This window comes from Nitratireductor sp. J20-h4, assembly GCF_056780505.1.
In genome coordinates, this window is sequence record NZ_CM165557.1 from 2,880,164 (window position 1) to 2,906,943 (window position 26,780).

Below are 26,780 nucleotides of genomic sequence, written 5' to 3' on the forward strand. Positions count from 1 at the left end.
CGACGGGACAGGAGATCAGATGCAGCGGCCGCCATCGACCTCGAGCGCGACGCCGGTGATGAAGGCCGCCTCGTCGGAGGCCAGCCACAACGCGGCGTTGGCGATGTCGAGCGGTGTCGAAAGCCGCCCGAGCGGAATCGAGGCGCGGAACTGGGCGCGCTTTTCGGGCGTATCCTCGCCCATGAACTGGGCCAGCATGCCGGTTTCGCCGGCAACCGGGCACAGGCAGTTGACGCGGATGTTCATCGGGGCGAGCTCAACCGCCATCGACTTCGTCGCCGTCACCGCCCAGCCCTTGGAGGCGTTGTACCAGGTCAGCCCCGGGCGCGGCCGGAGCCCCGCCGTCGAGGCCGTGGTGATGATGGAGCCGCCACCCTGTTGTTCCATGATCGGCACGACGGCGAGCGCGGCGAAATAGATCGCCTTCATGTTCACCGCCGCGATCAGGTCGAACGTCGCCTCGTCGACGTCCAGCATGCTCTGGTTGGTGTGGGTGAAGCCGGCATTGTTGACCATGATGTCGATGCGGCCATGGGCGTCCATCGCCGTGGCCACCATGGCGTCGATATCGGATTTCAGCGACACGTCCGCCGTCACCGGCAGCGCCGCCTGGCCGATCTCGCCGGCGACGCGCTCCGCGCCCTTGGCGTTGAGGTCGGCCACGACCACCTGCGCGCCCTCCTCGGCAAAGCGCTTGGCCATGCCTTCGCCGAAACCCGACGCCGCGCCGGTGATCACCGCAACCTTGTCTTTCAGACGTGTCATTCCCGTTCCTAACTTTCGTCCTTGGGCCGCGTTGCGGGCGATGCCGCCCTGCTTTACGCGGCATTTATCCCATTCTTACCCGTGATTGAACACGACCGTCTTGGTGGCGCTCATGTCGTAAAGTGCTTCAAAGCCCTTTTCGCGGCCGTGGCCCGATTTCTTGAAACCGCCGAACGGCAGCTCGATGCCGCCGCCGGCACCGTATCCGTTGACGAACACCTGGCCGGCCCGCACCCGCTTGGCGACCCGATGCTGGCGCGCGCCGTCGCGGGTCCATATGCCGGCGACCAGGCCGTAATCGGTGCCGTTGGCAAGCCGCACCGCGTCGGCCTCGTCCTCGAACGGCATCACCGCCAGCACCGGCCCGAACACCTCCTCGCGCGCGATCGCCTGGTCCGGATCCGCCGAACCGAACAGGACGGGCGCGAAATAATAGCCGCCGGACGGCGCATCGGCATGCACCGAGCCGCGGGCCAGGATCGGCACGCCGGCCTCCTCGGCCGCCGCCACCAGGCCGGCGACGCGTTCCTTCTGGCGCTGGTTGATCAGCGCGCCGAGGTCGAGATCGGCATCGTGTGGGCCGGCCGTCAGCCTGGAAAACCGTTCGGCCAGGGCGCGCGACACGCTCTCGTAGACCGGGCGCTGCACCAGGACCCGGCTGCCGGCGGAGCAGGTCTGGCCGCCGTTCTGGATGATGGCGTTGACAAGCACCGGCAGCGCCGCCTCCAGATCGGCGTCGTCGAACACGATTTGCGGCGACTTGCCGCCAAGTTCCATCGTCACGCCGCGATTGTTGACCGCCGCGGCCTGCTGGATCGCGGTTCCCGTCAAGGTCGAGCCGGTGAAGGTGACGTAGTCGACCAGCGGATGGCCTGACAGCGCGGCTCCCGCGTCGTGCCCGTAGCCGGTAACCACGTTGAAGACGCCGTCGGGCACGCCGGCCTCATGCGCGAATTCGGCGATGCGGATCGCTGTCAGCGAGGCGTCCTCGGCCGGCTTGACGACCAGCGTGTTGCCCATGGCGAGCGCCGCGCCGGCCACGCGGGCCAGGATCTGCAGCGGATAGTTCCACGGAATGATGCCGGCAACCACGCCATGCGGCTCGCGCAGGGTGAGCGCGGTATACCCGTCCAGGAACGGGATCGTGTCGCCATGCACCTTGTCGGCCGCGCCGCCGTAGAATTCGTAATAGCGCATCGTCGCCGTCACGTCGGCCTTGCCCTGGCGCACGGGTTTGCCGGTATCGCGCGATTCCAGCGCGGCCAGTTCTTCGCCATTCTCCTCGACCAGGCGGAAAAGCCGGGTCAGGCAGCGCCCGCGCTCCACCGCCGGCATCCTGCTCCACGGTCCGTCGTGGAAGGCGCGATGGGCGGCGCGCACGGCCAGGTCGACATCCTCCTTGCCGCTTTCGGGGATCGAGGCGAACATCTTGCCGTCGGACGGCGACACGACATCGATGCGCCGGCCCGACGCGGCCTCCTGCGATCTGCCGTCGATGAAATTCGCGAAGGCCAGGCCCTCGGCGACGCTGCGCGAGAAATGCGTGTTCATTGTCCCGGCTCCTCTTTGCGGCGCGCGCGCTTTGTGATGCACTGGCTGGCGTGCGCCTTATTGGCTGAAGGTGAAACCCGCCTGCTCCCGCACTGTCAAGCGCCAAGCGGCGCCGGACGGGGGCTGGCGTTCTTAAATCGATTAGATTATAGCGACGCCATCCGTCGCCACAGCATGCGAGAGGCTACCGAGACGCATGACGAGCCAGATCATACCGGTCGACCCGTTCGATTTCATCGCCTTCGGCGGAACCGGCGACCTTGCCGAGCGCAAATTGCTGCCGGCGCTGTTCCAGCGCCAGCAGGCGGGTCAGTTTTTGGAACCCACGCGCATCATCGGCGCGTCGCGCTCGAAGCTCAGCACTGAAGAGTACCGCGATTTCGCCCGTACGGCGATCACCGAGCATGTCCGGGCCGAGGAGATCGAGCCGGACGAACTCGCCCGTTTCCTCGACAGGCTGAGCTATGTCCCCGTCGACGCCAAGAGCGGCGACGGCTTTGCGGAGCTGGAGCGCGAGATCGGCGACAGCGACCGGATCAGGGTGTTTTACATGGCCGTCGGACCCGCGCTGTTCGGCGCGATCTGCGCCAAGCTCAAGGAGCATGATCTGGTGAGCGCGGATGCGCGCATCGTGGTCGAAAAGCCGATCGGCCGCGATCTGGCGAGCGCACGCGCCCTCAACGACCAGATCGGCGGCGTGTTCGACGAGCACCAGATTTTCCGCATCGACCATTATCTCGGCAAGGAAACGGTTCAGAACCTGATGGCGCTGCGTTTCGCCAACGCGCTCTACGAGCCGTTGTGGAACTCCGCCCATATCGACCATGTCCAGATCACCGTCGCCGAAACGGTCGGGCTGGAGGACCGGGTCAGCTACTACGACCGCGCCGGCGCGCTGCGCGACATGGTGCAGAACCATATCCTGCAGCTCCTGTGCCTAGCGGCGATGGAACCGCCGGCATCGATGGACGCCGACGCCGTGCGCGACGAAAAGCTGAAAATCCTGCGCTCGCTGGCGCCGATCGACGCCGACAATGCCGCCAGGCTGACGGTGCGCGGCCAGTACCGGGCCGGCGCCTCGGCCGGCGGCGCGGTCAAGGGGTATCAGGAAGAGCTCGGCAATGGCCAAAGCACGACGGAAACCTTCGTCGCCATTAAGGCCGACATCGCCAACTGGCGCTGGGCCGGCGTGCCGTTTTACCTGCGCACCGGCAAGCGGCTGAGCGCGCGCGCCTCCGAAATCGTCATCGCCTTCAAGCCGATCCCGCATTCGATCTTCGAAACCGGCGCCGGGCGCGTGCACGCCAACCAACTCGTCATCCGCCTGCAGCCCGACGAAGGCGTCAAGCAATGGATCATGATCAAGGATCCGGGTCCCGGCGGCATGCGCCTGCGCCATGTGCCGCTCGACATGAGTTTTGCGGAGGCCTTCAACGTGCGCAATCCGGATGCCTACGAGCGCCTGCTGATGGATGTCGTGCGCGGCAACCAGACCCTGTTCATGCGCCGCGACGAGGTCGAGGCGGCCTGGGCCTGGATCGATCCGATCCTTGCCGCGTGGGAGGATTCCGGCCGCGAGCCCCAGGCCTATACCGCCGGCACCTGGGGCCCGTCCGGCTCGGTCGCGCTGATCGAGCGCGACGGCCGCACCTGGCACGACCCCAACTGATGCGCCCGGCATCCCCCTATGGCTTCCACGCCTTCGAAGACGCCGAAGCGCTTGCCGAAACGTTGGCCGACACGATCGTCGGCCATCTGGACGCGGCCCTGCGCCGCGACGGGCGGGCCATGCTCGCCGTCTCCGGCGGCACCACGCCGGCACGGTTTTTCCGGCAGTTGTCGCAACGGCCGCTCGACTGGGAGCGCGTCACGGTCACGCTGGTCGACGAGCGGCTGGTCCCGCCGGCCGCGGCACGCTCCAACGAGCGGCTGGTGCGCGAAACCCTGCTTCGCGATCGGGCGGGCCAGGCCCGCTTCGTCGGGCTCTGGTCCGGCACCGCCGATTTGGCGGCGGCCGCGGCGGCGGCTGACGAGCGCCTCGCCAACTGTCTGCTGCCGCTCGACGCCGTCGTGCTCGGCATGGGGCTCGACGGCCATACCGCGTCCTATTTTCCCGATGCGGAAAATCTCGATACCCTGCTCGATCCGGCGACCAAGGCGCGCGTGCTGCCGGTGCGTGCGCCCAGTGCCGGCGAAGACAGGCTGACGCTTACCCTGCCGCTCGTCGCCGGGGCGCGTTTCCTGGCCCTGCACATCGAGGGCGAGGCCAAGCGCACGGTGTTCGAGCAGGCCATGCAGGCCGGCACCGCGTCGAGCGCCCCGATCCGCGCCGTCTTCGAGCGCGCAACCACCCCGCCAACCGTCTATTGGGCACCCAGCGAGGACAAGAAGCCATGACCGCCGCACGGGCCATCGAAACGATCACCGACCGCATCCGCGAACGCTCCAGGCCGACGCGCGAGCTTTATCTCGCCCGTCTCGACGAGGCCGCCGGTCAGCGACCGAACCGGTCCGTGCTGTCGTGCGGCAACCTCGCCCATGGTTTCGCCGCCTGCGCGACCGGCGACAAGGCCGACCTTTCCGGCGACCGGGTCCCCAATCTCGGCATCATCACCGCCTATAACGACATGCTGTCGGCGCATCAGCCCTTCGAGAGCTTTCCCGCCCTGATCAAGCAGGCCGCGCGCGAGGCCGGCGGCGTTGCCCAGGTCGCCGGCGGCGTGCCGGCAATGTGCGACGGCGTCACCCAGGGTCAGCCCGGCATGGAACTGTCGCTGTTTTCGCGCGACGTGATCGCCATGGCCGCGGCGATCGGCCTGTCCCACAACATGTTCGACGCCGCCGTCTATCTCGGCGTCTGCGACAAGATCGTGCCCGGGCTTCTGATCGCAGCCTTGAGTTTCGGCCACCTGCCGGCGGTCTTCATCCCGGCCGGGCCGATGACTTCGGGCCTGCCCAACGACGAGAAGGCGCGCGTGCGCCAGCTTTTCGCCGAGGGCAAGATCGGCCGCGACGAATTGCTGGAAGCGGAATCGAAATCCTATCACGGTCCGGGCACCTGCACCTTCTACGGCACCGCCAACTCCAACCAGATGCTGATGGAGATCATGGGCCTGCATTTGCCCGGCGCCTCCTTCGTCAATCCCGGTACGCCGCTACGCGACGCGCTCACCCGCGAGGCGACGCAGCGCGCCCTCGCCATCACCGCGCTCGGCAACGACTACCGGCCGGTCGGACGCATGATCGACGAACGCTCGATCGTCAACGGCGTCGTCGGCCTGCACGCCACCGGCGGCTCGACCAATCACACCATCCACCTGATCGCGATGGCCGCGGCCGCCGGCATCCGGCTCACCTGGCAGGACATTTGCGACCTCTCCGACCACGTGCCCCTGCTCGCCCGCGTCTATCCCAACGGGCTTGCCGACGTGAACCACTTCGCCGCCGCCGGCGGTCTCGGCTTCCTGATCCGCGAGCTGCTCGACGCCGGCCTGCTGCACGAGGACGCCGAGACGGTGTGGGGCGGCGGCCTGCGGGCCTACACGGTCGAGGCCGGCCTGGGCGCCGACGGCACGGTCGCACGCCGGCCCGCCCCCGAAAAAAGCGGCGACGACAAGGTGCTGGCCCGGCATCAAAAGCCGTTTCAGGCCAGCGGCGGCCTGACGGTGCTCTCGGGCAATCTCGGCCACGCGATCATCAAGACCTCGGCCGTCAAGCCCGAGCGCCGCGTGATCGAGGCGCCGGCGCGGGTGTTCGAAAGCCAGGACGCCCTCAATGCCGCCTTCAAGGCCGGAACGCTTCAGGGCGATTTCGTCGCCGTGGTCCGCTTCCAGGGGCCGAAGGCCAACGGCATGCCCGAATTGCACCGGCTGACCACCGTGCTCGGCGTGCTGCAGGACCGGGGGCAGCGGGTCGCACTCGTCACCGACGGGCGCATGTCGGGCGCGTCCGGCAAGGTGCCGTCCGCCATTCACGTCACGCCCGAAGCGCTTGCCGGGGGCGCGATCGCCAGGATCCGCGACGGCGACATGGTCCGCATCGACGCCGAGCACGGCGTGCTAGAAGCGCTCGTTGATGAGGCCGAGCTGGCGCGCCGCCCTATGTCCGAACCCGATCTTGCGGCCAATCAGTACGGGCTTGGCCGCGAGCTTTTCGCGCAGTTCCGCCAGATGGCGGCGCGCGCCGACGAGGGCGCCGCCGTCTTCTGAGAGCGGCCGGCGGCACACAAAGCGACCGCCGGCCCGGTTGGGGACGCCTATCGCACCGTGATCGGCCGACGGGCGAGAACGTACCGCCCGTCGCTGGCTTGCATGACGTAACGAAGTTCGTACGCGCCGGCTTCGTTTGGCGCGGTGATTGCGCTTTTTCGTTTGTCGCCTTCGTCGCCGGCCGCGTCCGTGTAGGCGTAGGCGAGTTCGCCCGACGTCTCCTGGTAGCCGGCAGGCACCAGGTCGAGATAGTCGCCGCGCCGGTTGGGACCCGCCCAGATCACGGCAATATCGCCGCCCCTGTCCACAGCCTCAGGCGCCTCGAGCTGAGCGTCCACACCGGTCACGGAAAGCGCCTGGCTGGTGAGAACCTTGCGTCCGTCCGACGCCTGAAGCACATAGCGCACCTGATAGCGCCCCGCCTTGCCCGGCGCGACCAGTTCCCCGGTCTCTCCGTCGTCGGAGGATTCGATATAAAAATAGGCGATTTCGCCGCTGGTCCGGTCATACCCTTCCGGAACGAGGTCGACATAGTCCCCGTCGGCGGCCGGCCCGCTCCAGGAAACCGACAGCACCGAGCCGGCCTCGACGTCGACCGGGAAGGCCACGCTTGCCACCGCCTCCGTCACCTCGAGCGGCACGGCAAGCAACACTTTGCGGCCTTCCGGCGCCTGCAGCACATAGCGCAGTTCGAAACGCCCGGGATCGCCCGGCGCTTTCAACCGGGCCGGATTGCCCGCCTCGGTATAGGCGTAGGAGAGTTCGCCATTGGTTTTCTCATACCCATCGGGCACGATGTCGACATAGTCGCCCGCCGTGCCGGGCCCCTTCCAGTCGACCGTGAAGGCTTTTCCGGCCATCACCCGCGCCGGCGCGATCAGCGCCACGGCGCTGTCGACCACTTTCAGCGGAGCGCTCGCCAGCACGTGGCGCTTGTCCGGCCCTTGCCAGACGTACCGCACGACATAATCGCCGACCTCGCCGGGCGCGCGCAAAACGGCCGTCTCCTCCGCCTTGACATAGGCGTAGGAGAGTTCGCCGCGCGTTTCCTCGTAGCCCACCGGCACGATGTCGAGATAATCGTTCTTGTCCGCCGGCCCGCTCCATTCGACCGTGAGCCCGGAGCCGATCGGCGCCTCGTCTGGGGCCTTGACGCTCGCCGCCGGCAACGCGACTGGCGGCGTCTCGGCCTTCTCGCCCTCGTCCGGACGCGCGCTGACCGTCTCGGTCAGCGCCTCCTTCAGCTCGGCGGCGTCGCCGGCCCGGATATATTTCCCGCCGGTGTTCTCCGCCAGACAGGCGACCTGGCGCCCTTCCTCGCGCGACAGGCCGAAACCGACGACATGGGCGGTGAAGTCCACCCCCGACTGTTCGAGGCTGGTCGCCAGCGTACACGGATCGGCATTGCAGGTCTCGATCCCGTCGGTGATCAGCACCACGGTCGCCTTGTCCTCGGTATAACGCAGCGCCTCGGCCGCGCGCTCGACCGCGGCCGAAAGCGGCGTCTTGCCGAGGAACCGCAGCGCCGCGGCGGCCTCCGCGATCCGCGGTGCCGCGCCCGCCGCCGGTTCCACGATCAGTTCGATATCCTTGCAATTGCCCTTTTCGCGATGGCCATAGGCCATCAGGCCGAGTTCGAGCTCGACCGGCAGCGTCGTCAAGACGTCGGACAGCGTCTCGCGCGCGATCTCCAGCTTGGGCTTGCCGTCGATCTGGCCCCACATCGAGCCCGATGCGTCGAGGACGATGACGGCGCGCTCCGCCGCGCCGGCGGATGTGGCGGCCAGCGCGCACACGGCCGCGGCGGCAAGCAATTTCAATGTCTTCATGAACGGAAATCCAAAGTTGTTGACCCTGCGGAAGCTAGAAAGAAGCCGGTCCATTAGCAAGGTCTTTAGGGCCACGCGCGCCAATGGTCCGCTAGTCGCGCCGCGGTCAGCCCGCGTATGTTGCCGACGCGCGGCGCCGTGCCCGAACGCTTGCCGCAACGGCCAAAATTGCCGTTGTCGAAGCCGTCGGCAGACGATAGTGTCCCGCGCCATGACAAGACGCCTGATCCTCCTTCTGCCCCTGTTCGCGCTCACCGCCTGCGCCGGCTCTCCCTACGGCGTGGAAACCCGCGCCCCGAGCGCGGCCGATCTCGAACGGCAGGCGCTTGAGGAAAAGATCTGGGAACAGAGGCGCATCCAGCGCGCGCAGGGTCGCTCGGAAGCCTCGCTCTAGGTTTAGAAAGATGGTGGTTGTTCGCCCGGTCGAGCGCAGCCCGGCCCCGGCCGCGCTCAGTAGGCCGTGCGCCGTTCCTCGCTCGGCGGCCGGCCGAACTGCAGCCGGTAGCTCTGCGCGAAATAGGAGTGCGAGGTAAAACCGGTCGCGATCGCCACATCGAGGATCGGCAGGTTGGTCTGGCGCAGCAATTCGCGCGCGCGCTCCAGCCGCAGGCGCATGTAATAACGCCCCGGCGTCATGTTGAGATGGCGTAGGAAAAGCCGTTCGACCTGGCGCACCGACAGTCCCGCGCCCTTGGCCAGCTCGACCGCCGAGAACGGCTCGTCGAGGTTTTCCGCCATCATGGCGACGATCTTTTTCAGCTTTTCCGACTTGCCGGTCAGGTCGCGCTCCGGCCCGATGCGCTGCCGGTCGGTGTCGCCGCGAATGCGCTCGTGATGGAACTGGTTGGCGACCTCGTTCGACAGGCTCGCGCCGAATTCGGCCCGCACGATCTCCAGCATCAGGTCGATCGATGTGGTGCCGCCGGCGCACGTATAGCGCTTTCGATCGATCTCGAACACGTTCCCCGTGCATTCGATATCGCGAAACCGCTCCTGGAAGCCGGCCCGGTTTTCCCAGTGGATCGTGCAGCGATAGCCGTCGAGCTGGCCGGCCTCGGCCAGAAGATGCGACCCGACCGACAGCGCGCCGAGCGCGCCGCCGCGCCGCCCCCACGAGCGCAGCGCGCCCAAAACCTTGCTCTTGCCCGGAAAATCGAGCGCCACGCCCACGCACACGAACAGGATCTCCGACGGCGGCATGTCGACCACGGAATAGTCGACCTTAAGCGGCAAACCGTTGGAGGCAATGACGGATTCACCGTCCGCCGACACGGTGATCCAGCCGTAATGATCGCGGCCGATGGTCCGGTTAGCCGAACGGAACGTGTCGATCGCCGCGGCCAGCGAGAACATCGAGAACTTGTCGACAAGCAGAAAGGCGAATTGCCGGACTGGCTGAGCGAAATCGGACATCACAGCGCTTCTACAGCAAGTCGCGACCCCGGCAAAGAGGTCTTGCAAGACGGCTGCCGCGCCGTGCGAACGCGCTCTCCGGCAAGGAAAATCCGCCGCTGTCGTTCCCCTCGCCGGACCGGATCCGCCGCCGGTTGCGGTTTCTCCCAGGATCCGATCCGGTGCATGATCGAAAAGCGAACGAAAGACCAGGCGATTGACGATTTTATGCGATCGTGATTGTTCCGGCGAATGAAGGACGGCGCCAATGTCGACAAAAGCCCGGCCACGCCAAGACAGACGGCGCGCCGCTGAGGGAGGTGCTCGACACTCCGGAGATCGAAGGGTGGTGGAATACCAGCCGCATCGCGGCTCACACCGGCCGCTTGCGGGAGGACGTCGGTGACGAGCCCCGGCCGCACACTCCTTACCGGCAAAAAGAGGCCGCAGCGAAGGACAGAACCAATGCGTGATTTCGAAAATCCGGGCCGCTCGCTCGTGGCAAGCCGCAATGCCATGGCGGCAAGCTCGCACCCGCTGGCCACGCTGGCCGCGCTCGATATTTTGAAGGCGGGCGGCCACGCCATCGACGCCGCAATCGCCGCCTGCGCGGTGCAATGCGTGGTCGAGCCCGGATCGACCGGCATCGGCGGCGACTGTTTCGTGCTGATGACGCCGGCCGGCAGCGCCGAACCCCTCGCCTATAACGGCTCGGGGCGCACGCCGGCGGCGGCCACGCTCGACTGGTACGACAACGCCGGCATCGCCGCCATCGATCGCGCCAGCCCGCATGCCGTCACCATTCCCGGCGCGGTCGAGGCCTGGGCGCGACTGGTCGGCGATCACGGCCGCATGCCGCTTGCCGAAATCCTCGCCCCGGCGATCGAGCTTGCGCGCAACGGCTATGCGATCACGCCGCGTGTCGCCCGCGACACCGAGCTGCAGCAGGCCCTGATCGCCGCCGACCCGACGGCAAGCGCCACCTTCCTGATCGACGGCAAGCCGCCCTCTGTCGGCGCCGTCCAGCGCCAGCCGGCCCTCGCCGACACCTTGGCCGCGATCGGACACGACGGTCCGGACGCCTTTTATCGCGGCCCGGTGGCCGCGGAGATGGTCGATTTTCTGCGCGCGCGCGGCGGGCTGCACACGCGTGAGGATTTTGCGGCCGCCGGCGGCGAATACGTCACCCCGATCAAGACCGACTATCGCGGCTGGACGGTGCATGAATGTCCGCCCAACGGCCAGGGCGTGGTCGCGCTGATGATCCTGAATGTCCTCGAACGGATCGCGCCGTCGGGCGCCCCGCAGGGGATCGACAATGTGTACGGGCTGGTCGAGGCGACCCGCCTCGCCTACGCCGCCCGCGACCTTTATGTGGCCGATATGGGCAAGGCCGCGATGCCGCTCGACGAATTTTTGTCGGACGCCTTTGCCGACCGGCTGGCGCGCCGGATCGACCGCGACCGGGCCATGACCCCGCAGGCGGCCGCCGACACGGTCGAGCATAAAGACACGGTCTACATCTCCGTCGTCGACAAGGACCGCAACGCCGTCAGCTTCATCAATTCGATCTTCCACCCTTACGGCTCCGGGCTGATGACGCCGCGATCGGGCGTGCTGTTTCACAACCGGGGCCAGAGCTTCAGCCTTCAGCGCGGCCACCGCAACGCGATCGCGCCCGGCAAGCGGCCGATGCACACCATCATTCCCGGCATGCTGTCGCGCGACGGCCGCGCCGTGATGCCGTTCGGGGTGATGGGCGGCCATTATCAGGCCATGGGCCATGCCCAGTTTCTCAGCCTGATGATCGACCACGGCCTAGACATCCAGGCGGCGATCGACGCGCCGCGCCTGTTCCCTTTGCCGGGCACGACGACCCTCGAGGCCGAGACGCGGCTGCGCGAGGCGCTCGGGCCGGAGCTGGAACGGCGCGGTTTCACCGTGCAGCCGCCGAACGCGCCGATCGGCGGCGCCCAGGCGATCTGGATCGACTGGGAACGCGGCACGCTGCTCGGCGGCTCCGACCCGCGCAAGGATGGCTGCGCGCTCGGTTATTGAGAGCCCGACACGCGGCGATTGGGGCCCCGTGTCGCGGCCTCAGTTCGCGGGCCGGAACGGCTTGGCCAGCGAGGCCGGGAAATGCAGCGCCAGCATCTGGCGGTTCTGCGAGATGATGACCAGCACCACGATGGTGGCGGCGTAGGGCAGCGCCGACAGGAGTTCGGAGGGAACGCCGAGCCCGAGCGCCTGGCCCTGCAATTGCAGAATGGTCATGCCGCCGAACAGCCAGGCCCCGAGCAGCACCCGGAGCGGACGCCAGGTCGCGAACACCACCAGCGCCAGCGCGATCCAGCCGCGCCCGGCCGTCATGTTCTCCACCCATAGCGGCGTATACGCGACCGACAGATAGGCCCCGCCGAGACCCGCCATCAGCCCGCCGAACAGAACGGCGAGATAGCGGATCTTTATCACCGGAAAGCCGATCGCGTGCGCTGTCTCGGGCGATTCGCCGATCGTACGCAACACCAGCCCCGCCTTGGTGCGGTAGAGAAACCAGCTGATCACGGCAAACATGAACAGCGCCAGATAGACCAACGGATCGAACCGCAGCAGAAGCGGCCCGACCAGCGGAATGTCGGACAGCACCGGCAGGTGGATCGCATCGAGCGCGTCGATCGGCGCGCTGCCGAACCCGCGGCCGATAAAGGCCGACAGGCCCGATCCGAAGATCGCCAGCGCCAGCCCGGCGGCGTATTGATTGGTCAGGAAGGTGAGCGCCAGAACGCCGAACAGCAGCGAGGAGGCCGCGCCGGCAAGTGCTCCGGCAAGGATGGCGAGCGGCATCGGCAGGCCGGCGATCACGCCCCAGAAGGCAAACGCCGCCCCGACCAGCATCATGCCCTCGATGCCGAGATTGAGCACGCCGGACTTTTCCACCACCAGTTCGCCGAGCGCGGCGAAGATCAGCGGCGTGGCGGCAATGATCGTGCCGGTGAAGATCGCGATGAATAGGTCCATCAGGCGTGCTCCCGTAGCGGGCGGATGCGGTAGAAGATGAAGAAATCGGCGGCCAGCAGGAAAAACAGCAGGATGCCCTGGAAGATGCGCGTCAGCGCCGACGGCAGGCCGAGCGTCATCTGCACGGAATCCCCGCCGAGGAAAAGCAGCGACATCAGCAGCCCGCCCAAAACGATGCCGAAGGCGTTGAGCCGGCCGATAAAGGCGACGATGATCGCCGCAAAGCCGTAGCCCGGCGAAATCTGCGAGGAAAGCTGGCCGAGCGGACCCGCCGCCTCGGCCATGCCGGCAATGCCGGCCGCCGCCCCGCCGGCCAGGAGCCCTGTCCACACCGCCGCGGATTCGCGGAACCCGGCATAGCGCGCCGCAAGCGGCGCCGCGCCGCTGACCGACATCTTGTAGCCGAGGAAGCTGCGGTCGGTAAAAAGCCACATCGCCACCACCGCGACCACGGTGATGAAGACCGAGCCGTTGAGCCGGTAGGCATAGTCGAACGGCTCGAACATCGCCGCCGGCGGCAACAGCGCGGTCTGGGGATAGTTGAAGCCGGCCGGGTCGCGCCAGGGCCCGTGCACGAGCCACGACAGAAACAGCACCGCGATATAGGTCAGCATCAGCGTGACCAGGATCTCGTTGGTGTTCATGCGCGCGCGCAGGAAGGCCGGTATCGCCGCCCAGCCCATGCCGGCGAGCGCGCCCGCAACGAACATCAGCGGCAGCAGGAGGACGCTTTCCGGATCGGGGTAAAACAGCCCGACGCCGCTGGCCGCGATCGCACCGATGATCAACTGTCCCTCCGCGCCGATATTCCACACATTGGCTCGAAACCCGACCGCCAGTCCGCAGGCGATCAGGATCAGCGGCGAGGCCTTCAACAGCCACTCCGAAAGCCCGTTCATGGAACTGAGCGGCGCGATGAAAAATGCATGCAGCGTCGCAAGCGGGCTATGCCCGAGCGCGGCGAAGACGATCGAGCCGACCAAAAGCGTCAGCGCTGTGGCCACGATCGGCGCGGCAACCCGCATGCGCGCCGACGGTTCCGGCCTTTGTTCAATCCTGAAGTGCAAGCTCGCCGCTCCTCTTGTCGCTGCCTTGTCCACCGAGCCGTGTCATCAACAGACCCACCTCCTCGCGATCGGTTTCGGCGGTGTGCAACGGCGCCGAAACCTGGCCCTGGCAGATCACCAAAAGCCGGTCGCAGATCTCGAACAACTCGTCGAGTTCCTCCGACACCACCAGCACGGCCGCGCCGGCGCGGCTGAGATCGATCAGGGTCTGGCGCAAAAACGCGGCCGCCCCCACATCGACGCCCCAGGTCGGCTGCGAGACCAGAAACAGTTTCGGCGCCAGTTCGATCTCGCGACCGACGATGAATTTCTGCAGATTGCCGCCCGAAAGGCTCTGCGCGCTCGCGCCCGGCCCGTTGGCCTTGACGTTGAAGCGCTCGATGATCGCCCCTGCGAAATCCCGCGCCTTCGGCCGGTTGACGAGCCCGTTGCGCACCAGCCCGTTGCGATGACCGGTCAGGATCCCGTTCTCCCACAGCGCATGCGGCGGCACCGCGCCGCGGCCGAGCCGCTCTTCGGGCACGAACGCCGTACCGATCCGCCGTCGCCCCGCCGCGTCGAGACGGCCGACCGGCTGCCCGTTGATGCGGATCGTATCGGCCTGGGCGTGAAGCCGCTCGCCGCTCAACAGGGAAATCAGCTCCGCCTGGCCGTTGCCCGACACACCGGCAAGACCGACGATTTCGCCGCCATGCACGGTGAACGAGACGTCTTTCAGACCGATGCCGTAACGATCCTTCGGCGGCGCCGAAAGGTTGCGCACCTCCAGGACCGGCTCCGGGCTCGGCGTCGCGGGATCGAGCCGCATCTCCGGCAGGTCGGAGCCGACCATCATGCGCGCGAGTGCGACGGAGGTGGATTCGCGCGGTCGCGCCGTGCCGGTCACCCGGCCGTTGCGCAGCACGGTCGCCGAATCGCACAGTTCCTGCACCTCGTCGAGCTTGTGGCTGATATAAAGAATGCTGCAGCCCTCCGCGGCCAGCTGGCGCAGCGTTTCGAACAGCTTCACCACCGCCTGCGGCGTCAGCACCGAGGTCGGTTCGTCGAGGATCAGCAGCTTCGGCGCCTGCAACAGGCAGCGCACGATCTCCACGCGCTGGCGTTCGCCTACCGACAAATCATGCACCCGCCGATACGGATCGATCGGCATGCCGTAGCGCTGCGACAGCTCCGTGATCTGCTCGGCGAGGCTGTCGAGGTGGAAGGTGCTGCTGACCGAAAGCGCGATGTTCTCGACCACCGTGACGGACTCAAACAGCGCGAAATGCTGGTAGACCATCTCAATGCCGAGCGCCCGCGAGCTCGCCGGATTGTGCGTCTCCACCAACTGGCCGTCACAATGGATAGTGCCGGAATCGGCCTGCGCCGCGCCGTAGATGATTTTCATCAGGGTCGATTTGCCGGCGCCGTTCTCGCCGAGCACGGCGTGGATTTCGCCGGGCGCGATCGACATCGAGATATCGTCATTGGCGACGACGCCCGGATAGGTCTTGCAGATATTGCGCAGTTCGAGGCGTGGGGTCATTGCGGGTTTGCCTGGCTAGGATCCTTTGCGGTTCGCACACATCGCAAAGGGTCGCGTTCACTGGGGCGCGCGGCGTCCGCCCGGCAGGCATCGCCTGCCGGGCGGACGCGCCGTGATTGCAGTCGTCAGCCGAGTTGGCCGATCATGCCCTTGACGAACCAGTTCATGCTGCGGATGTCGGCGTCGGGCAGCACCGAGCCGGCCGCCGCCTTCACGTTTCCGTCCTGGTCCTGCAGCTCGCCGGCATAGGGATGGACCGCGCCGCTGGCGATATCGGCCTCGAGCTGCTTGAGCTCGGCCTGCACCGCGGCCGGAATCGCCTCGTTATAGGGCGCCATCTTGACGAAGCCGCCGTCCAGGCCCTTCCAGCGCTCTTCCGCCTTCCAGGTACCCGCGGCGACCGCCTTGGCCGCGCCCACATATTCGCTCGACCAGTCGAGCACGAAGGCGGTCAGGTGCTTGCCGTTGCCGAACGGGCTCATGTCGCTGGCATAGCCGATCGACCAGGCGCCCTTTTCGCCGGCAACCTGCACGCCGGTCGCCGTGTCGGTCATCGAGCAGATGACGTCGCAGCCCTGCGAAACCAGCGTGTTGGCCGCTTCCTTCTCCTTGCCCGGATCGAACCAGGAATTGAGGAAGATGGTGTTGCAGGTCACGTCCGGATTGACGCTCTGCGCACCGAGCAGCAGCGCGTTGGCCGGGCCGACAATGTCGGGAATCGGGAAGCCGCCGATAAAGCCGATCTTGCCCGATTTGGTCATATGGCCGGCGGCCGCGCCCGCGACATAGGTGCCTTCGTAATATTTGGCCTCGAACGTGCCCAGATTGTTCAGATGCACGATGCCCGAGCAATGTTCGAAGGCGACGTCGGGAAAGCGCGGCGCGACCTTCTGCAGTGGGGTTCCGTGCGAGAAGCTGGTGCCGAAGACGAGCTTGTTGCCACTTGCCGCGAGTTCGCGAAACACCCGCTCGGCATCCTGCGGATTGAAGATATTGTCGATGACGGTCATGTCGACTTTGTCGCCGAGTTCCGCCTTGATCGCGTCAACGCCGAGGCTGTGTTGTTTGGTCCAGCCGATCTCGGCCACCGGCGAGACGTAGACGACGCCGATCTTCAGCGGCTCCTGCGCGTGCGCCAAGCCGGCAAAGCCGGGAGCGCCAAGTGCGAGCCCGGTCGCGCCTGCGCCTTTCAGGAAGGTTCGTCTGGAAAATCCGTTCATCATTGTTCCCTCTGTTGGTTACGGATCGCCGGCCTGAGTGCGCCGGAGATTGGCTGGCGGGATTGCATAGATCCGTGCGCCGTTCTGCTCGGCGCCCGCCTTGATGTCGCTTGACGCGGCGGCGTTGTTCCCCTCGCCGCCAAGATAGGGCGCAAGCGCCTCGCGCGGGCTGAGTTCGGGGAAGACCGCCCGGTCCATGATATAGCCGCGCACCACCGAGCGGTGATGGGTGTCGATCAGTTCCATCGCCTTCTTCAGCCGGCCCTTTTCCAGAAGGTCGATGACGCGCGCATGATCGTCGAGCAGGTTGCAGTAGTCGAAATCCGCCGTAATCAGCGAGCGCAGCAGGGTGGTGCGCCGCACCAGCTGGGCGTGGATTTCCTGCATGACCTTGTTGCGGCTCAGCCGCACGAACACGGAATGGAACTCCTGGCCGAGCACGTCGGCGAGTGCGTTGTTGCCGGCCGCCACGGCCTGGCGCTGGCGCTCGACGTGCTGGCGCAGTTCGGCCCATCCGCCGGGACCGAGCCGTTCGCTCAGTTGCGCCGCCACGCCCTGCTCGACCAGCGTCAAGGCGTCGTAGATCTCCATCGCCTCCTGCATGCTCGGCTTGGCCACGAACGCACCGCGATTGCGCTCGATCTGGGCAAGCCCGTCATCGGCCAGGCGGATCACGGCCTGGCGCACGACGATCCGGCTCACCCCGAAGATCTCGGCGAGTTCGCGCTCTCCCAGCTTGCAGCCAGGCACGAGGCGATGATCGATGATCGCCCGCGTCAGAATGTCGGCAATGGCCTGCGAGCGGCTGCTCATGTCAGGGTCTCCTCCCGGCCGCGGTCCCCTTTCCCGTCAGCCGGGCGCACCCCGTCCGGGGTAGGCCACAACGCGGGAACCTGCAGCACGCGACGATTGGAGGGCAATGAAAAAATTTTCACAATCAATAAATGCCGAAAGGACTTTCAAAAAAACGGGAATTGCTATCCAATTTCATATCGATCAGGCTTCAATCCAATGCAAGAACGAGCCGAAAATCGGCCATCTGGGAGGACGTTTTCGTGACATTCGCAACCAATGACCGGACCTGCGGCGATCCCGTGCTGGTGAATGACTGGCATATCATTGCCGACCTGACCGCCCTGCCGCAAGGCCGGACCCGCACGGCGCGCCTGCTTGGCGTCGATTTGGCTGCCAATCAGAGCGAAACCGGCCATGCGGTCACGCGCCTGGATACCAACGAGCCGGTCGCGGCAACCGAGCGGTACGGCTTCCTGTGGGCGTGCCTGGGCACGCCCGAGCGCGAGATCGTTGCGATTCCCGAAGCCGACGAGGCCGACCGTCACATCGTCAGCGGCGGCTCGATCGGGGTCCGGGTTTCGGGCCTGCGAGCGGTGGAGAACTTTCTCGACATGGGCCATTTCCCCTTCGTGCACACGGGCTGGCTCGGCGAAGAGCCGCATACCGAAGTGCAGCCCTACACGGTGCAGCTCACCGAAGGCGACGAGGTGCTGGCCACCGAATGCCGGTTCTTCCAGCCCGCGGCCTCGCCGACCGCCAGCGGCGGCATGATGGTGGATTATGTCTACAAGGTCGTGCGGCCCTACACGGTCGCGCTTTACAAGAGCAATCCCGTCCAGACCGACCGGCTCGACGTGATCTACCTGTTCGTCCAGCCGGTCGACGAGGAGAACTGCGTCGCCCATCCGCTGCTGTGTTATCTGAAGGACGGCATCGACGCGGCCGGCGTGCGCGCCTTCATGCAGCTGATCTTCGGCCAGGACAAACCGATCCTGGAAAACCAGTATCCCAAGCGCCTGCCGCTCGATCCGCGCGCCGAAACCCCGATCCGCGCCGACGCCGTGTCGGTCTATTACCGTCGCTGGCTGCGCGACCACAACGTGCGCTACGGCGCCATTCCCGCCCTTCACTGACGCACGGCACCCACCCCAACGAAAGACCCGCCATGACCGAGCCGAAATGCACCGACCACGTGAGCCTCAACCAGTGGTACCCGCTGGGCGCCATCGACGAGGCCCCCAGCGGACGCGTGGCCGACACCGTACTGCTTGAGGAAAACCTGTCCTTCGCCGTCGCCGACAACGGCAAGGTGGCGGCCTGGCGCAGACGCGCGGACCTGAAACCCGGCACGCCGGTCGACGTCGCGGCGCTGACCGACACGCTGCCGACGATCAGCGCCTACGGTTATGTGTGGACCTCGCTCGGCACGCCGCCGGCCGCGCTTTTCCCGATTCCCGAATATGCCGAGCCCGACCGCCGCAGGCTCAACGCCGCGACCATCGGGGTCAATGTCTCCGCCCCGCGCGCGATCGAGAATTTCCTCGACATGGGCCATTTTCCCTATGTCCACACCGACATTCTGGGCGCCGAACCCCACACCGAGGTCAAGGAATACGATGTCGAGATCTCGACCGATCGCGACGAGATCCTCGCCACGCGCTGCCGCTTCTTCCAGCCGATGGCCTCCACCGCGTCCGATGGCGGCGCCGATGTCGATTACATCTATCGCGTGCCGCACCCGTTCTGCTCGGTGCTCTACAAATCCAGCCCGCTCGACGAGACGCGCCAGGACGTGATCGCGGTCTTCCTGCAGCCTCTCGACCAGGAGCATATCCGCGCCCACATGATGCTGTGCGTCCTCGATGATGAAAACGAAGACAAGGTCATCAAGCGGTTCCAGCAGACGATTTTCGGCCAGGACAAGCCGATCCTGGAAAACCAGTATCCCAAGCGGCTGCCGCTCGACCCGCGCGCCGAAACGCCGATCCGCGCCGACAAGTCGGCCATCGCCTATCGCCGCTGGCTGAGCCAGAAGGGCGTGACCTACGGCGTCATCCCGGCCGCCGCCTGATCCCCTCATCCGGAGCTCACCATGCTGGACCAATCCAGGAACCGCTGGCACCCGATTGCCGCATCGCACGATCTCGCCTACCGCCACGTCTTCCACGGGCAGTTGCTCGGGCGTGAATTCGCCGTCTGGCGCGCCGACGACGATTTCGTCAACATCTGGGAAAACCGCTGCCTGCACCGCGGCGTGCGCCTGTCGATCGGCATCAATGACGGCCGAGAGCTCAAATGCCAGTATCATGGCTGGCGCTATTCCAACCGTACCGCCGGCTGCACCTATATCCCGGCCCACCCGGCCGATGCGCCGGCCCGCACCATCACCAACCGAACCTTTCCCGCCGTCGAGCGCTATGGCTTCATCTGGACGGCCGAGGAACCGGTCGGCGAGGTTCCCGAAATCGACGGGCTGCCGCAGGGCGAGCCGCTGGTTTTGCGCGGCATTCCCGTCAATGCCGCGGCCGACCGGGTGGTCGAACATCTCAAAACCTACCGTTTCCAGCCGATCGGCGCACTCGACGCGGACGATGCCGACATGACGATCGAGGCAGACGGCGCGTTTTCGCTCACCTTGGTGGCCCGCAATGGCGCGGCCGAAACGCGCTGCGTTTTTTTTGTCCAGCCGGTCGACGCGGCACGCTCCGTCATCCGCGGCCTGCTCGACCGACAGCCCGAGGCGGCCGAGAAAATCGCGGTGTTGCGCCATCACAATGAGCGCCTGTCGGCCCTGCGCGAGACGATCGAGGACGCCGTGCGCGGCGAGCCCGCGCCCAGCCCGATCGAACCGGTCTTCGATCCGGTGCCGGCCGAGCTCGCCGAGCTGCCGCAGCCTACGCCGCACGGGCGCAAAGCGACCTTGCGGGTCGAGGTGGCGCGCAAATGGGCCGCGGCCGACGGCATCGCCGGCTTCGAGCTCAGGCCGCTGCGCGGCGGCCTGCCGACCTTCCAGCCCGGCGCCCATATCGACGTGCACATGCCCAATGGCGAGATCCGCCAGTACTCGGTCGTCAACGGCCCCGGCGAGAGCGACTATTTCAGCATCGGCGTCAAGCGCGAGCCCGTTTCTAAAGGCGGCTCCGCGTGCATGCACGACACGGTGCGCGAGGGCGACGTGCTGGCGATTTCGGAACCGCGCAACAATTTTCCGCTGCGCCGCGACGCCACCAAGACGCTGCTGGTCGCCGGCGGCATCGGCATCACGCCGTTGCTCGCCATGGCCCAGGCCCTGCACAATCAAGACCTCGCCTTCGAACTGCACTATTTCGCCCGCGACGAGGCGCAGATGGCGTTCCGCGAGCGGCTCGATACGCTGGGCGCGGCGTTGCGCCCGCATCTCGGCCTCGACCCGCAGGCGACCGGCGACACGCTTTCGGCGCTGTTTTCGGACTATCAGGACGGCATGCATCTTTATCTGTGCGGCCCGGGTCCCATGCTTGAAGCCGCCCGCCGCATCGCCGCCGAACGGGGCTGGCCCGAACAGGCGATCCATTTCGAATATTTCAAGAACACCAACGAGATCGACGACAGCACGACCTTCGAGGTTGCGCTGGCGCGTTCCTGTCTGACGTTCCAGGTTCCGGCCGGCCGCACCATTCTCGACATGATCCGCGAAAACGGCGTCGACATGCCGTCGTCGTGCGAACAGGGCGCCTGCGGCACCTGTCTGGCCACCGTCATCGAAGGCGAGCCGGACCATCAGGACGTCTATCTGAACGACACCGAAAAACGCTCGGGCACCAAGATCATGACCTGTGTGTCGCGCGCCCGTTCGGCGCGGCTGGTGCTGGATTTGTGAGGCGAGGCGGATGATCAAGCTCTACGATTACGAACTTTCCGGCAATTGCTACAAGCTGCGGCTCTTGATGAGCATTCTTGGCGTCAACTACGAGACAGTGCCGGTCGATTTCTATCCCGGCCGCGAGCACAAATCGGACTGGTTCCTGCGCCTGAACCCGCTCGGCCAGCTTCCGGTTGTCGACGATGACGGACTGGTGCTGCGCGATGCCCAGGCGATCCTGGTCTATCTGGCCGCGCGCTACGACCCGTCCGGCACGTGGTATCCGCGCGACGACCCCAGGCTTCTGGGCGAGATCAGCCAGTGGCTGGCGTTTGCCGACGGCATCACCGCGACGGCGTCCGCCGCCAGGCTGCATGACGGCCTGTTCTACGATGTCGACATCGACGCCTGCCGTGCCGGCGCACACCGCCTGTTCCGCATCCTCGACGAACATTTGTGGTTCGGTGAGCAGGAGGGCCGCGACTGGCTGTGCGGCGCCTCGCATCCCACCATCGCCGACATCGCCTGCTTTCCCTATGTGATGCTGTCGGAGGAAGGCGGCGTGTCCCGCCAGGATTATCCGGCGATCCGGCGCTGGTGCGACCGGCTCAAGCGGGTTGACGGCTTCATCGTCATGTCGGGTATCTTCCCGGCCAGCCGGGCACGTGCGGCTTAAGGTATCGGCACCACGGACGGGAATCGATTTTCCGACCGTTCCGCGCTTTAAGGGATGACGCGGGCCGCGCAGCGCCGCGCCATCCCCAAACCCCTAATGATATGATCGAAGAGGACTATGGCCATGAAGACATTTGCGGCGGTTGCGGTTGGGGCGGGCAAGCCGCTCGAGGTGATGGAGGTCGATCTTGAGGGGCCGCGCGCCGGCGAGGTTCTGGTGGAGATCAAGGCGACGGGCATCTGCCACACCGACGAGTTCACGCTGTCGGGCGCCGATCCGGAGGGGATCTTTCCCGCGATCCTCGGCCATGAGGGCGCGGGCGTCGTGGTCGATGTCGGGCCGGGCGTGGAAAGCCTGAAAAAGGGCGACCACGTCATCCCGCTTTATACGCCCGAATGCCGCCAGTGCCCGTCCTGCCTGTCGCAGAAGACCAATCTGTGCACCGCGATCCGCGCCACGCAAGGGCAAGGCCTGATGCCCGACGGCACCAGCCGGTTCTCGATCGGCAAGGACAAGATCCACCATTATATGGGCTGTTCGACCTTTTCGAACTTCACCGTGCTGCCCGAGATCGCGCTGGCCAAGGTCCATCCCGACGCCCCGTTCGACAAGATCTGCTATATCGGCTGCGGGGTCACCACCGGCATCGGCGCCGTCCTCAACACGGCAAAGGTCGAGATCGGCGCCACGGCGGCCGTGTTCGGGCTCGGCGGCATCGGGCTGAACGTCATCCAGGGCCTGCGGCTGGCCGGCGCCGACCGGATCATCGGCGTCGACCTCAACAACGACAAGAAGGCATGGGGCGAGAAATTCGGCATGACGCATTTCGTCAACCCGACGGAAGTGGACGACGTGGTGGCCGAGATCGTCAACATGACCAAGCGCGGCGCCGACCAGATCGGCGGGGCCGACTACACGTTCGACTGCACCGGCAATGTCAAGGTGATGCGCCAGGCGCTGGAAAGCGCCCATCGCGGCTGGGGCGAGAGCATCGTCATCGGGGTCGCCGGCGCCGGCCAGGAGATTTCCACACGGCCGTTCCAGCTCGTCACCGGCCGCACCTGGAAAGGCACCGCCTTCGGCGGCGCCAGGGGCCGCACCGACGTGCCGAAGATCGTCGACTGGTACATGGACGGCAAGATCGAGATCGACCCGATGATCACCCACACGCTCACCCTCGACGAGATCAACACAGGCTTCGATCTCATGCACAAGGGCGAAAGCATCCGAAGCGTCGTCGTGTTCTGAGCCAAAGAAGCCGCAAGCCCCCATCCCGGCCAGAACCCGCCGGCGGCGTTACGCAACCGCGTGCCAAAACGCCCCGGCGGGCCTGTTTCGGCTCAGGTGCCCGCCCTCGCCCGGCCTCAGCGCTCGCGTTCGGCCTCAAGCAGATATTCCTTCATTTTCTGGGCGACGGGCGACAGGGCGCGCTGTCGGTGCTGAAGCACCGAGACGTCGCGGCTGATCGCCGGCTCGACCAGCTCCATCACCTTGACGTCGACCAGCGGCGCGAGCTGACGGGCGTTTTCCGGCAACACGGACACGCCCAGCCCGGCCGCGATCATGCTGATCGCGGTGGTTGAAAACCGCACCTCGTAGGATGGGCGGATATCCGGCGCCACGCGCAGCAATGCCCGGTCGACGAGATCGCGCAGCGGGTTTTCCTTCGCCAGCGCAATCAGCGCCTCGCCGGACAGATCCGACCAGCGCACGTTCTTCTGGCGCGCGAAACGGTGGTCGGCCCGGCACACCAGCATCAGCCGGTCGCGCATCATGTGGGTGGATTCCACCTCCGGGTCCTCGTCGGCGACCGTCCCGATGGCGAGATCGACCTCGTTGCGCTTCAAGGCCGGACGGATCTCCTCCTCCGGCATGTCGCGCACCTGCACGCTGATATCGGGATAGCGCCGGTTGAACCGGGCGATCACCGGCGGCAGGAAGGTGGCGGCCAAAACGATCGCCGAGGCGACGAGCACCCGTCCGCGCCGCAGCGAGGCCAGTTCGTGCACGCTGTCGACCGCGATCTCGAGGTCCTCCAGCACCTTGCGGGCCTGGGGAAAGAACTCGCGCCCCGCCCCCGTCAGGCTGACCATGCGGGTATGGCGGTCGAACAGCCTCTGCCTGAGCTCGGTCTCCAGCTCCTTGATCAGGATGCTGATCGCCGACTGGGTCAGGTTCAGCCGGCCGGCGGCAAGGTTGAAGCGGCCAAGCTCCGCCACGGCGACGAAGGCCTGGATCTGGCGAAGCGTTACATTCACACGGCGGGTTCCGTCCTGCTGGGTCCGATGGCCGTCGCGGCCATCTCCATCCGGCAGGGTGACGCTATCGCGATTGATTTTCAATCCGACAATATTCGCGAAATTGTTTCGAATTTTGAATGAGAGTGCCGCGTGCGCCCCTTCATTGGACCCGCGCCGCTGCCAGTTGAGCCGCTTCCTGCCTGTCGCCGGCCATCAGCAGACCCATTTCCTCGATACGGTTCCGGTCGGGCGGCAACTCGCCGACCAACTCGCCATGAAACATCACCAGGATGCGGTCGCAAATTGCGAACAACTCCTCCAGTTCGGTCGAGATCAAAAGGATCGCCCGGCCCGCCTCGCGCTGTTTGAGCACCTCCTGCATGACCAGCTCCATGGCGCCGATATCGATGCCGCGGGTCAGCTGGTTGATCAGCAGGAAATCGGGATCACGGGCAAGCTCGCGCGCCACAACCAGCTTTTGCTGGTTGCCGCCGGACAGGTTCTGGATCAGATCGAACTCGCCGGACGCCTTGACCCGGAACCGGCGGATCAGGTCGCGTGTGTGCTCGGCGATCGTCCCGAATTTCAACAGCCCGTGCCTGGCGAAGGGCGGCCTGTTGTAGCGTTGCAGCAGAACGTTTTCCGTCAGCGCCAGCGGCAAGACGATCCCCATCTTGTGGCGATCCTCGGGAACATGCCCGATCGGCCGCCGATTGACCTCGCCCGGTCGCAGCCGGCTGATCTCCTCGCCATTGAGCGAGATCGTGCCGGAGGTCACCGGCAGCAGGCCGGTCATGGCAAGCGCGAGTTCGCTCTGCCCGTTGCCGGACACCCCGGCAATGCCGACGATCTCGCCTTCGCGGACTTCGAGCGAGACGTTGCGCACCGCCGGCAGACCGATCTCGTTGTCGCAACTCAGCCCGTCGACGGAAAGCACGGTGCGGCCCGGCGTCCGGTTCGTGCGCGGCAGCTCCATCAGCACGTCGCGACCGACCATCATGCGCGCCAGTTCGCGCGGATTGGTATCGGCGGCCCGTGTCGTGAACACCACCTTGGCGTCGCGCATCACACTGACCCGGTCGCTGACCGTCATCACCTCGTCGAGCTTGTGCGAGATGAAGATCACCGTCTTGCCGTCCTTCACGAGGTCGCGCAACAGCACCAGCAAGCGGTCGGTCTCCTGCGGCGTCAACACCGCGGTCGGCTCGTCGAGTATCAGGAGATCGATGCCGTGAAACAGCACTTTGAGGATCTCGACCCGCTGCTGTTCGCCGACCGAGAGATCCTGGATCAGCGCGTCGGGACGCACATCCAGTCCGTAGCGTTCTGACAATCCGCGGATTCGCGCATACACCTCGCCCATATCGGTGATCACGCGCGTCGGCATGCCCTGGCCGAGAACGTAGTTTTCCGCCACCGTCAGGTTGGGCACCAGCATGAAGTGCTGATGCACCATGCCGATGCCATGCCGGATCGCCTCGCGCGGAGAGCCCAGCCGCAACGGCGCGCCCTTGTAGACGATCTGGCCTTCGTTGGGAGACAGGACCCCGCATAAAATATTCATCAACACGCTCTTGCCGGCGCCGTTCTCGCCGAGCAGGGAATGAATCTCGTTTTCTTCCACCTCGAGCGTGACGCCGCCGCTGGCGACAAGATCGCCAAAGCGCTTGTGGATATTGTCCATGCGAAGGAAGGGTTGTGTGTTCATCGGTCCCGCCTCAGGCTTTGTTGTAGGGAACGCCGAGCATCTTCGGCGTGTCGCCCTTGTTGCGCACCATCACCAGCGCGACGATGGTCATCACGTAAGGCAGGGCTTGCAGGGCCTGATAGGGAATGTTGAGAGCCGGCTGCGCCTGAAGCTGGAGCTGGAGCGCATAGAACAGGCCGAACAGCATCGCGACGAAGAACGCACCCACCGGCGACCAGCGCGCGAACACGACCACGGCCAGCGCGATGAAGCCGCGGCCGGAGGTGATGTTTTCGACGAACTGGTTGGAATGGCCAAGGGTCAAGAACGCGCCGCCGAGACCGGCAAGCCCGGTGCCGATCATGACAGCGCCGTAGCGATAGGCGGCAACGCTGCGTCCGACCACGTCGACCGCCTTGGGATGCTCGCCGACGGCGCGCAGGGTCAGGCCGAACGATGTTTTGTACAACACCACCACCGCAAGCAGCACCACCAGCACCGTGCTGTAGACGATCGCGTTGTGACGAAAGAACGCCTCGCCGAAGAACGGCAGGTCGCTGAGGCCGGGAATGTCGAGCGGCTGCGCGATCTCCACCCCGCGGCCGGTGCCGACGAAATAGGTACGGAACAAGAAGGCGGTCAGCCCCATGCCGAGCAGGTTTATCGCCGCGCCGACCACGATCTGATCGGCCTTGATGGTGATGGTGAAAAACGCAAACAGCAGCCCGACGACCATGCCGGCGGCGATCGCCGAGGCCAGCCCGAGCGGCAGGCTGCCATAGGTGAACATGGTGGCGAAGCCGACGAAGGCCCCGACCAGCATCACACCCTCCAGCCCGATATTGAGCACGCCGGCGCGTTCCGAAAACACCTCGCCGATCGCGGCGAAGATCAGCGGAGTCGCCAGGCGCCAGGTGGCGCCGATCGTGGTGGCGATGAAACCGAGTGTCGCGACGTCTTCCATGA

22 protein-coding genes are annotated in these 26,780 nt (G+C 66.2%); 10 read left to right on the forward strand and 12 right to left on the reverse strand.

Annotated features, from left to right (window positions below):
• Positions 1–15: 15 nt before the first annotated feature.
• A complete protein-coding gene (locus tag ACT2B0_RS13980; protein WP_473458448.1) occupies positions 16–765 on the reverse strand; it encodes an SDR family oxidoreductase in 750 nt (249 codons plus the stop codon).
• Between the two features lie 75 nt (positions 766–840).
• Positions 841–2,316 carry an aldehyde dehydrogenase family protein gene (locus ACT2B0_RS13985; protein WP_473458450.1) on the reverse strand — a complete coding sequence of 492 codons (1,476 nt, stop codon included), beginning with the start codon at positions 2,314–2,316 and terminating at the stop codon, positions 841–843.
• A gap of 196 nt (positions 2,317–2,512) precedes the next feature.
• Here ACT2B0_RS13985 and zwf point away from each other — a divergent pair, with 196 nt between their 5' ends.
• From zwf to edd, 3 genes are read left to right on the forward strand one after another with little or no spacing between them, the layout of a single operon-like run.
• On the forward strand, positions 2,513–3,985 hold the full coding sequence (zwf, locus tag ACT2B0_RS13990) for a glucose-6-phosphate dehydrogenase (protein WP_473458452.1): 1,473 nt from the start codon (positions 2,513–2,515) through the stop codon (positions 3,983–3,985).
• Entirely contained in the window at positions 3,985–4,713 is a 729-nt protein-coding gene (pgl, locus tag ACT2B0_RS13995) for a 6-phosphogluconolactonase (protein WP_473458454.1), read from the forward strand. The genes zwf and pgl overlap by 1 nt, the downstream gene beginning before the upstream one ends.
• Positions 4,710–6,524, forward strand: a complete 1,815-nt coding sequence (gene edd, locus ACT2B0_RS14000; protein WP_473458456.1) for a phosphogluconate dehydratase — start codon at positions 4,710–4,712, stop codon at positions 6,522–6,524. The genes pgl and edd overlap by 4 nt, the downstream gene beginning before the upstream one ends.
• A 47-nt stretch (positions 6,525–6,571) precedes the next feature.
• On the opposite strand, the gene ACT2B0_RS14005 is transcribed toward edd, so the two are convergent.
• On the reverse strand, positions 6,572–8,353 hold the full coding sequence (locus tag ACT2B0_RS14005; RefSeq protein WP_473458458.1) for a vWA domain-containing protein: 1,782 nt from the start codon (positions 8,351–8,353) through the stop codon (positions 6,572–6,574).
• A gap of 211 nt (positions 8,354–8,564) precedes the next feature.
• Here ACT2B0_RS14005 and ACT2B0_RS14010 point away from each other — a divergent pair, with 211 nt between their 5' ends.
• The gene (locus tag ACT2B0_RS14010) at positions 8,565–8,747 is read left to right on the forward strand and encodes a hypothetical protein (RefSeq protein WP_348513323.1); all 183 of its coding nucleotides are present in this window, start codon (positions 8,565–8,567) and stop codon (positions 8,745–8,747) included.
• A gap of 56 nt (positions 8,748–8,803) precedes the next feature.
• Here the strand turns inward: ACT2B0_RS14010 and ACT2B0_RS14015 are convergent, their stop codons facing one another.
• Positions 8,804–9,766 carry a GlxA family transcriptional regulator gene (locus ACT2B0_RS14015; RefSeq protein ID WP_473458461.1) on the reverse strand — a complete coding sequence of 321 codons (963 nt, stop codon included), beginning with the start codon at positions 9,764–9,766 and terminating at the stop codon, positions 8,804–8,806.
• 444 nt (positions 9,767–10,210) lie between these two features.
• Here ACT2B0_RS14015 and ggt point away from each other — a divergent pair, with 444 nt between their 5' ends.
• Entirely contained in the window at positions 10,211–11,803 is a 1,593-nt protein-coding gene (gene ggt, locus ACT2B0_RS14020) for a gamma-glutamyltransferase (RefSeq protein WP_473458463.1), read from the forward strand.
• A gap of 39 nt (positions 11,804–11,842) precedes the next feature.
• On the opposite strand, the gene ACT2B0_RS14025 is transcribed toward ggt, so the two are convergent.
• From ACT2B0_RS14025 to ACT2B0_RS14045, 5 genes are all read right to left on the reverse strand, one after another.
• The gene (locus ACT2B0_RS14025; protein WP_156714549.1) at positions 11,843–12,763 is read right to left on the reverse strand and encodes an ABC transporter permease; all 921 of its coding nucleotides are present in this window, start codon (positions 12,761–12,763) and stop codon (positions 11,843–11,845) included.
• The gene (locus tag ACT2B0_RS14030) at positions 12,763–13,830 is read right to left on the reverse strand and encodes an ABC transporter permease (RefSeq protein ID WP_348513320.1); all 1,068 of its coding nucleotides are present in this window, start codon (positions 13,828–13,830) and stop codon (positions 12,763–12,765) included. The genes ACT2B0_RS14025 and ACT2B0_RS14030 overlap by 1 nt, the downstream gene beginning before the upstream one ends.
• Positions 13,814–15,355 carry an ABC transporter ATP-binding protein gene (locus tag ACT2B0_RS14035; protein ID WP_473458466.1) on the reverse strand — a complete coding sequence of 514 codons (1,542 nt, stop codon included), beginning with the start codon at positions 15,353–15,355 and terminating at the stop codon, positions 13,814–13,816. The genes ACT2B0_RS14030 and ACT2B0_RS14035 overlap by 17 nt, the downstream gene beginning before the upstream one ends.
• A gap of 125 nt (positions 15,356–15,480) precedes the next feature.
• The gene (locus ACT2B0_RS14040; RefSeq protein WP_473458468.1) at positions 15,481–16,575 is read right to left on the reverse strand and encodes a BMP family ABC transporter substrate-binding protein; all 1,095 of its coding nucleotides are present in this window, start codon (positions 16,573–16,575) and stop codon (positions 15,481–15,483) included.
• 18 nt (positions 16,576–16,593) lie between these two features.
• Positions 16,594–17,388: a GntR family transcriptional regulator gene (locus ACT2B0_RS14045; protein WP_473458470.1), complete on the reverse strand. Its 795-nt coding sequence runs from the start codon at positions 17,386–17,388 to the stop codon at positions 16,594–16,596.
• Between the two features lie 242 nt (positions 17,389–17,630).
• Here ACT2B0_RS14045 and ACT2B0_RS14050 point away from each other — a divergent pair, with 242 nt between their 5' ends.
• The 5 genes from ACT2B0_RS14050 (at position 17,631) to ACT2B0_RS14070 (ending at position 23,135) form a co-directional block, all read left to right on the forward strand.
• Positions 17,631–18,503: an aromatic ring-hydroxylating dioxygenase subunit alpha gene (locus ACT2B0_RS14050; protein WP_473458472.1), complete on the forward strand. Its 873-nt coding sequence runs from the start codon at positions 17,631–17,633 to the stop codon at positions 18,501–18,503.
• 32 nt (positions 18,504–18,535) lie between these two features.
• Complete coding sequence (locus ACT2B0_RS14055; RefSeq protein WP_473458474.1) at positions 18,536–19,441, forward strand: aromatic ring-hydroxylating dioxygenase subunit alpha; 906 nt, start codon at positions 18,536–18,538, stop codon at positions 19,439–19,441.
• Positions 19,442–19,462: 21 nt separating this feature from the next.
• Entirely contained in the window at positions 19,463–21,229 is a 1,767-nt protein-coding gene (locus ACT2B0_RS14060; RefSeq protein ID WP_473458476.1) for a PDR/VanB family oxidoreductase, read from the forward strand.
• A 10-nt stretch (positions 21,230–21,239) separates the two neighbouring features.
• Positions 21,240–21,887: a glutathione S-transferase family protein gene (locus ACT2B0_RS14065; RefSeq protein ID WP_473458478.1), complete on the forward strand. Its 648-nt coding sequence runs from the start codon at positions 21,240–21,242 to the stop codon at positions 21,885–21,887.
• A gap of 123 nt (positions 21,888–22,010) precedes the next feature.
• Positions 22,011–23,135, forward strand: coding sequence for an S-(hydroxymethyl)glutathione dehydrogenase/class III alcohol dehydrogenase (locus tag ACT2B0_RS14070; protein ID WP_473458480.1), 1,125 nt, complete (start codon positions 22,011–22,013; stop codon positions 23,133–23,135).
• 116 nt (positions 23,136–23,251) lie between these two features.
• Here ACT2B0_RS14070 and ACT2B0_RS14075 read toward each other — a convergent pair whose 3' ends face one another.
• The 3 genes from ACT2B0_RS14075 to ACT2B0_RS14085 all read right to left on the reverse strand — a co-directional run bounded on the left by ACT2B0_RS14075 (position 23,252) and on the right by ACT2B0_RS14085 (position 26,778).
• Complete coding sequence (locus tag ACT2B0_RS14075) at positions 23,252–24,145, reverse strand: LysR family transcriptional regulator (protein WP_473458482.1); 894 nt, start codon at positions 24,143–24,145, stop codon at positions 23,252–23,254.
• Between the two features lie 142 nt (positions 24,146–24,287).
• Positions 24,288–25,835, reverse strand: a complete 1,548-nt coding sequence (locus tag ACT2B0_RS14080) for an ABC transporter ATP-binding protein (RefSeq protein ID WP_473458484.1) — start codon at positions 25,833–25,835, stop codon at positions 24,288–24,290.
• 10 nt (positions 25,836–25,845) lie between these two features.
• Positions 25,846–26,778 (reverse strand): ABC transporter permease, encoded by a 933-nt coding sequence (locus tag ACT2B0_RS14085; protein ID WP_473458486.1) that lies wholly within the window; start codon positions 26,776–26,778, stop codon positions 25,846–25,848.
• Positions 26,779–26,780 lie beyond the last annotated feature (2 nt).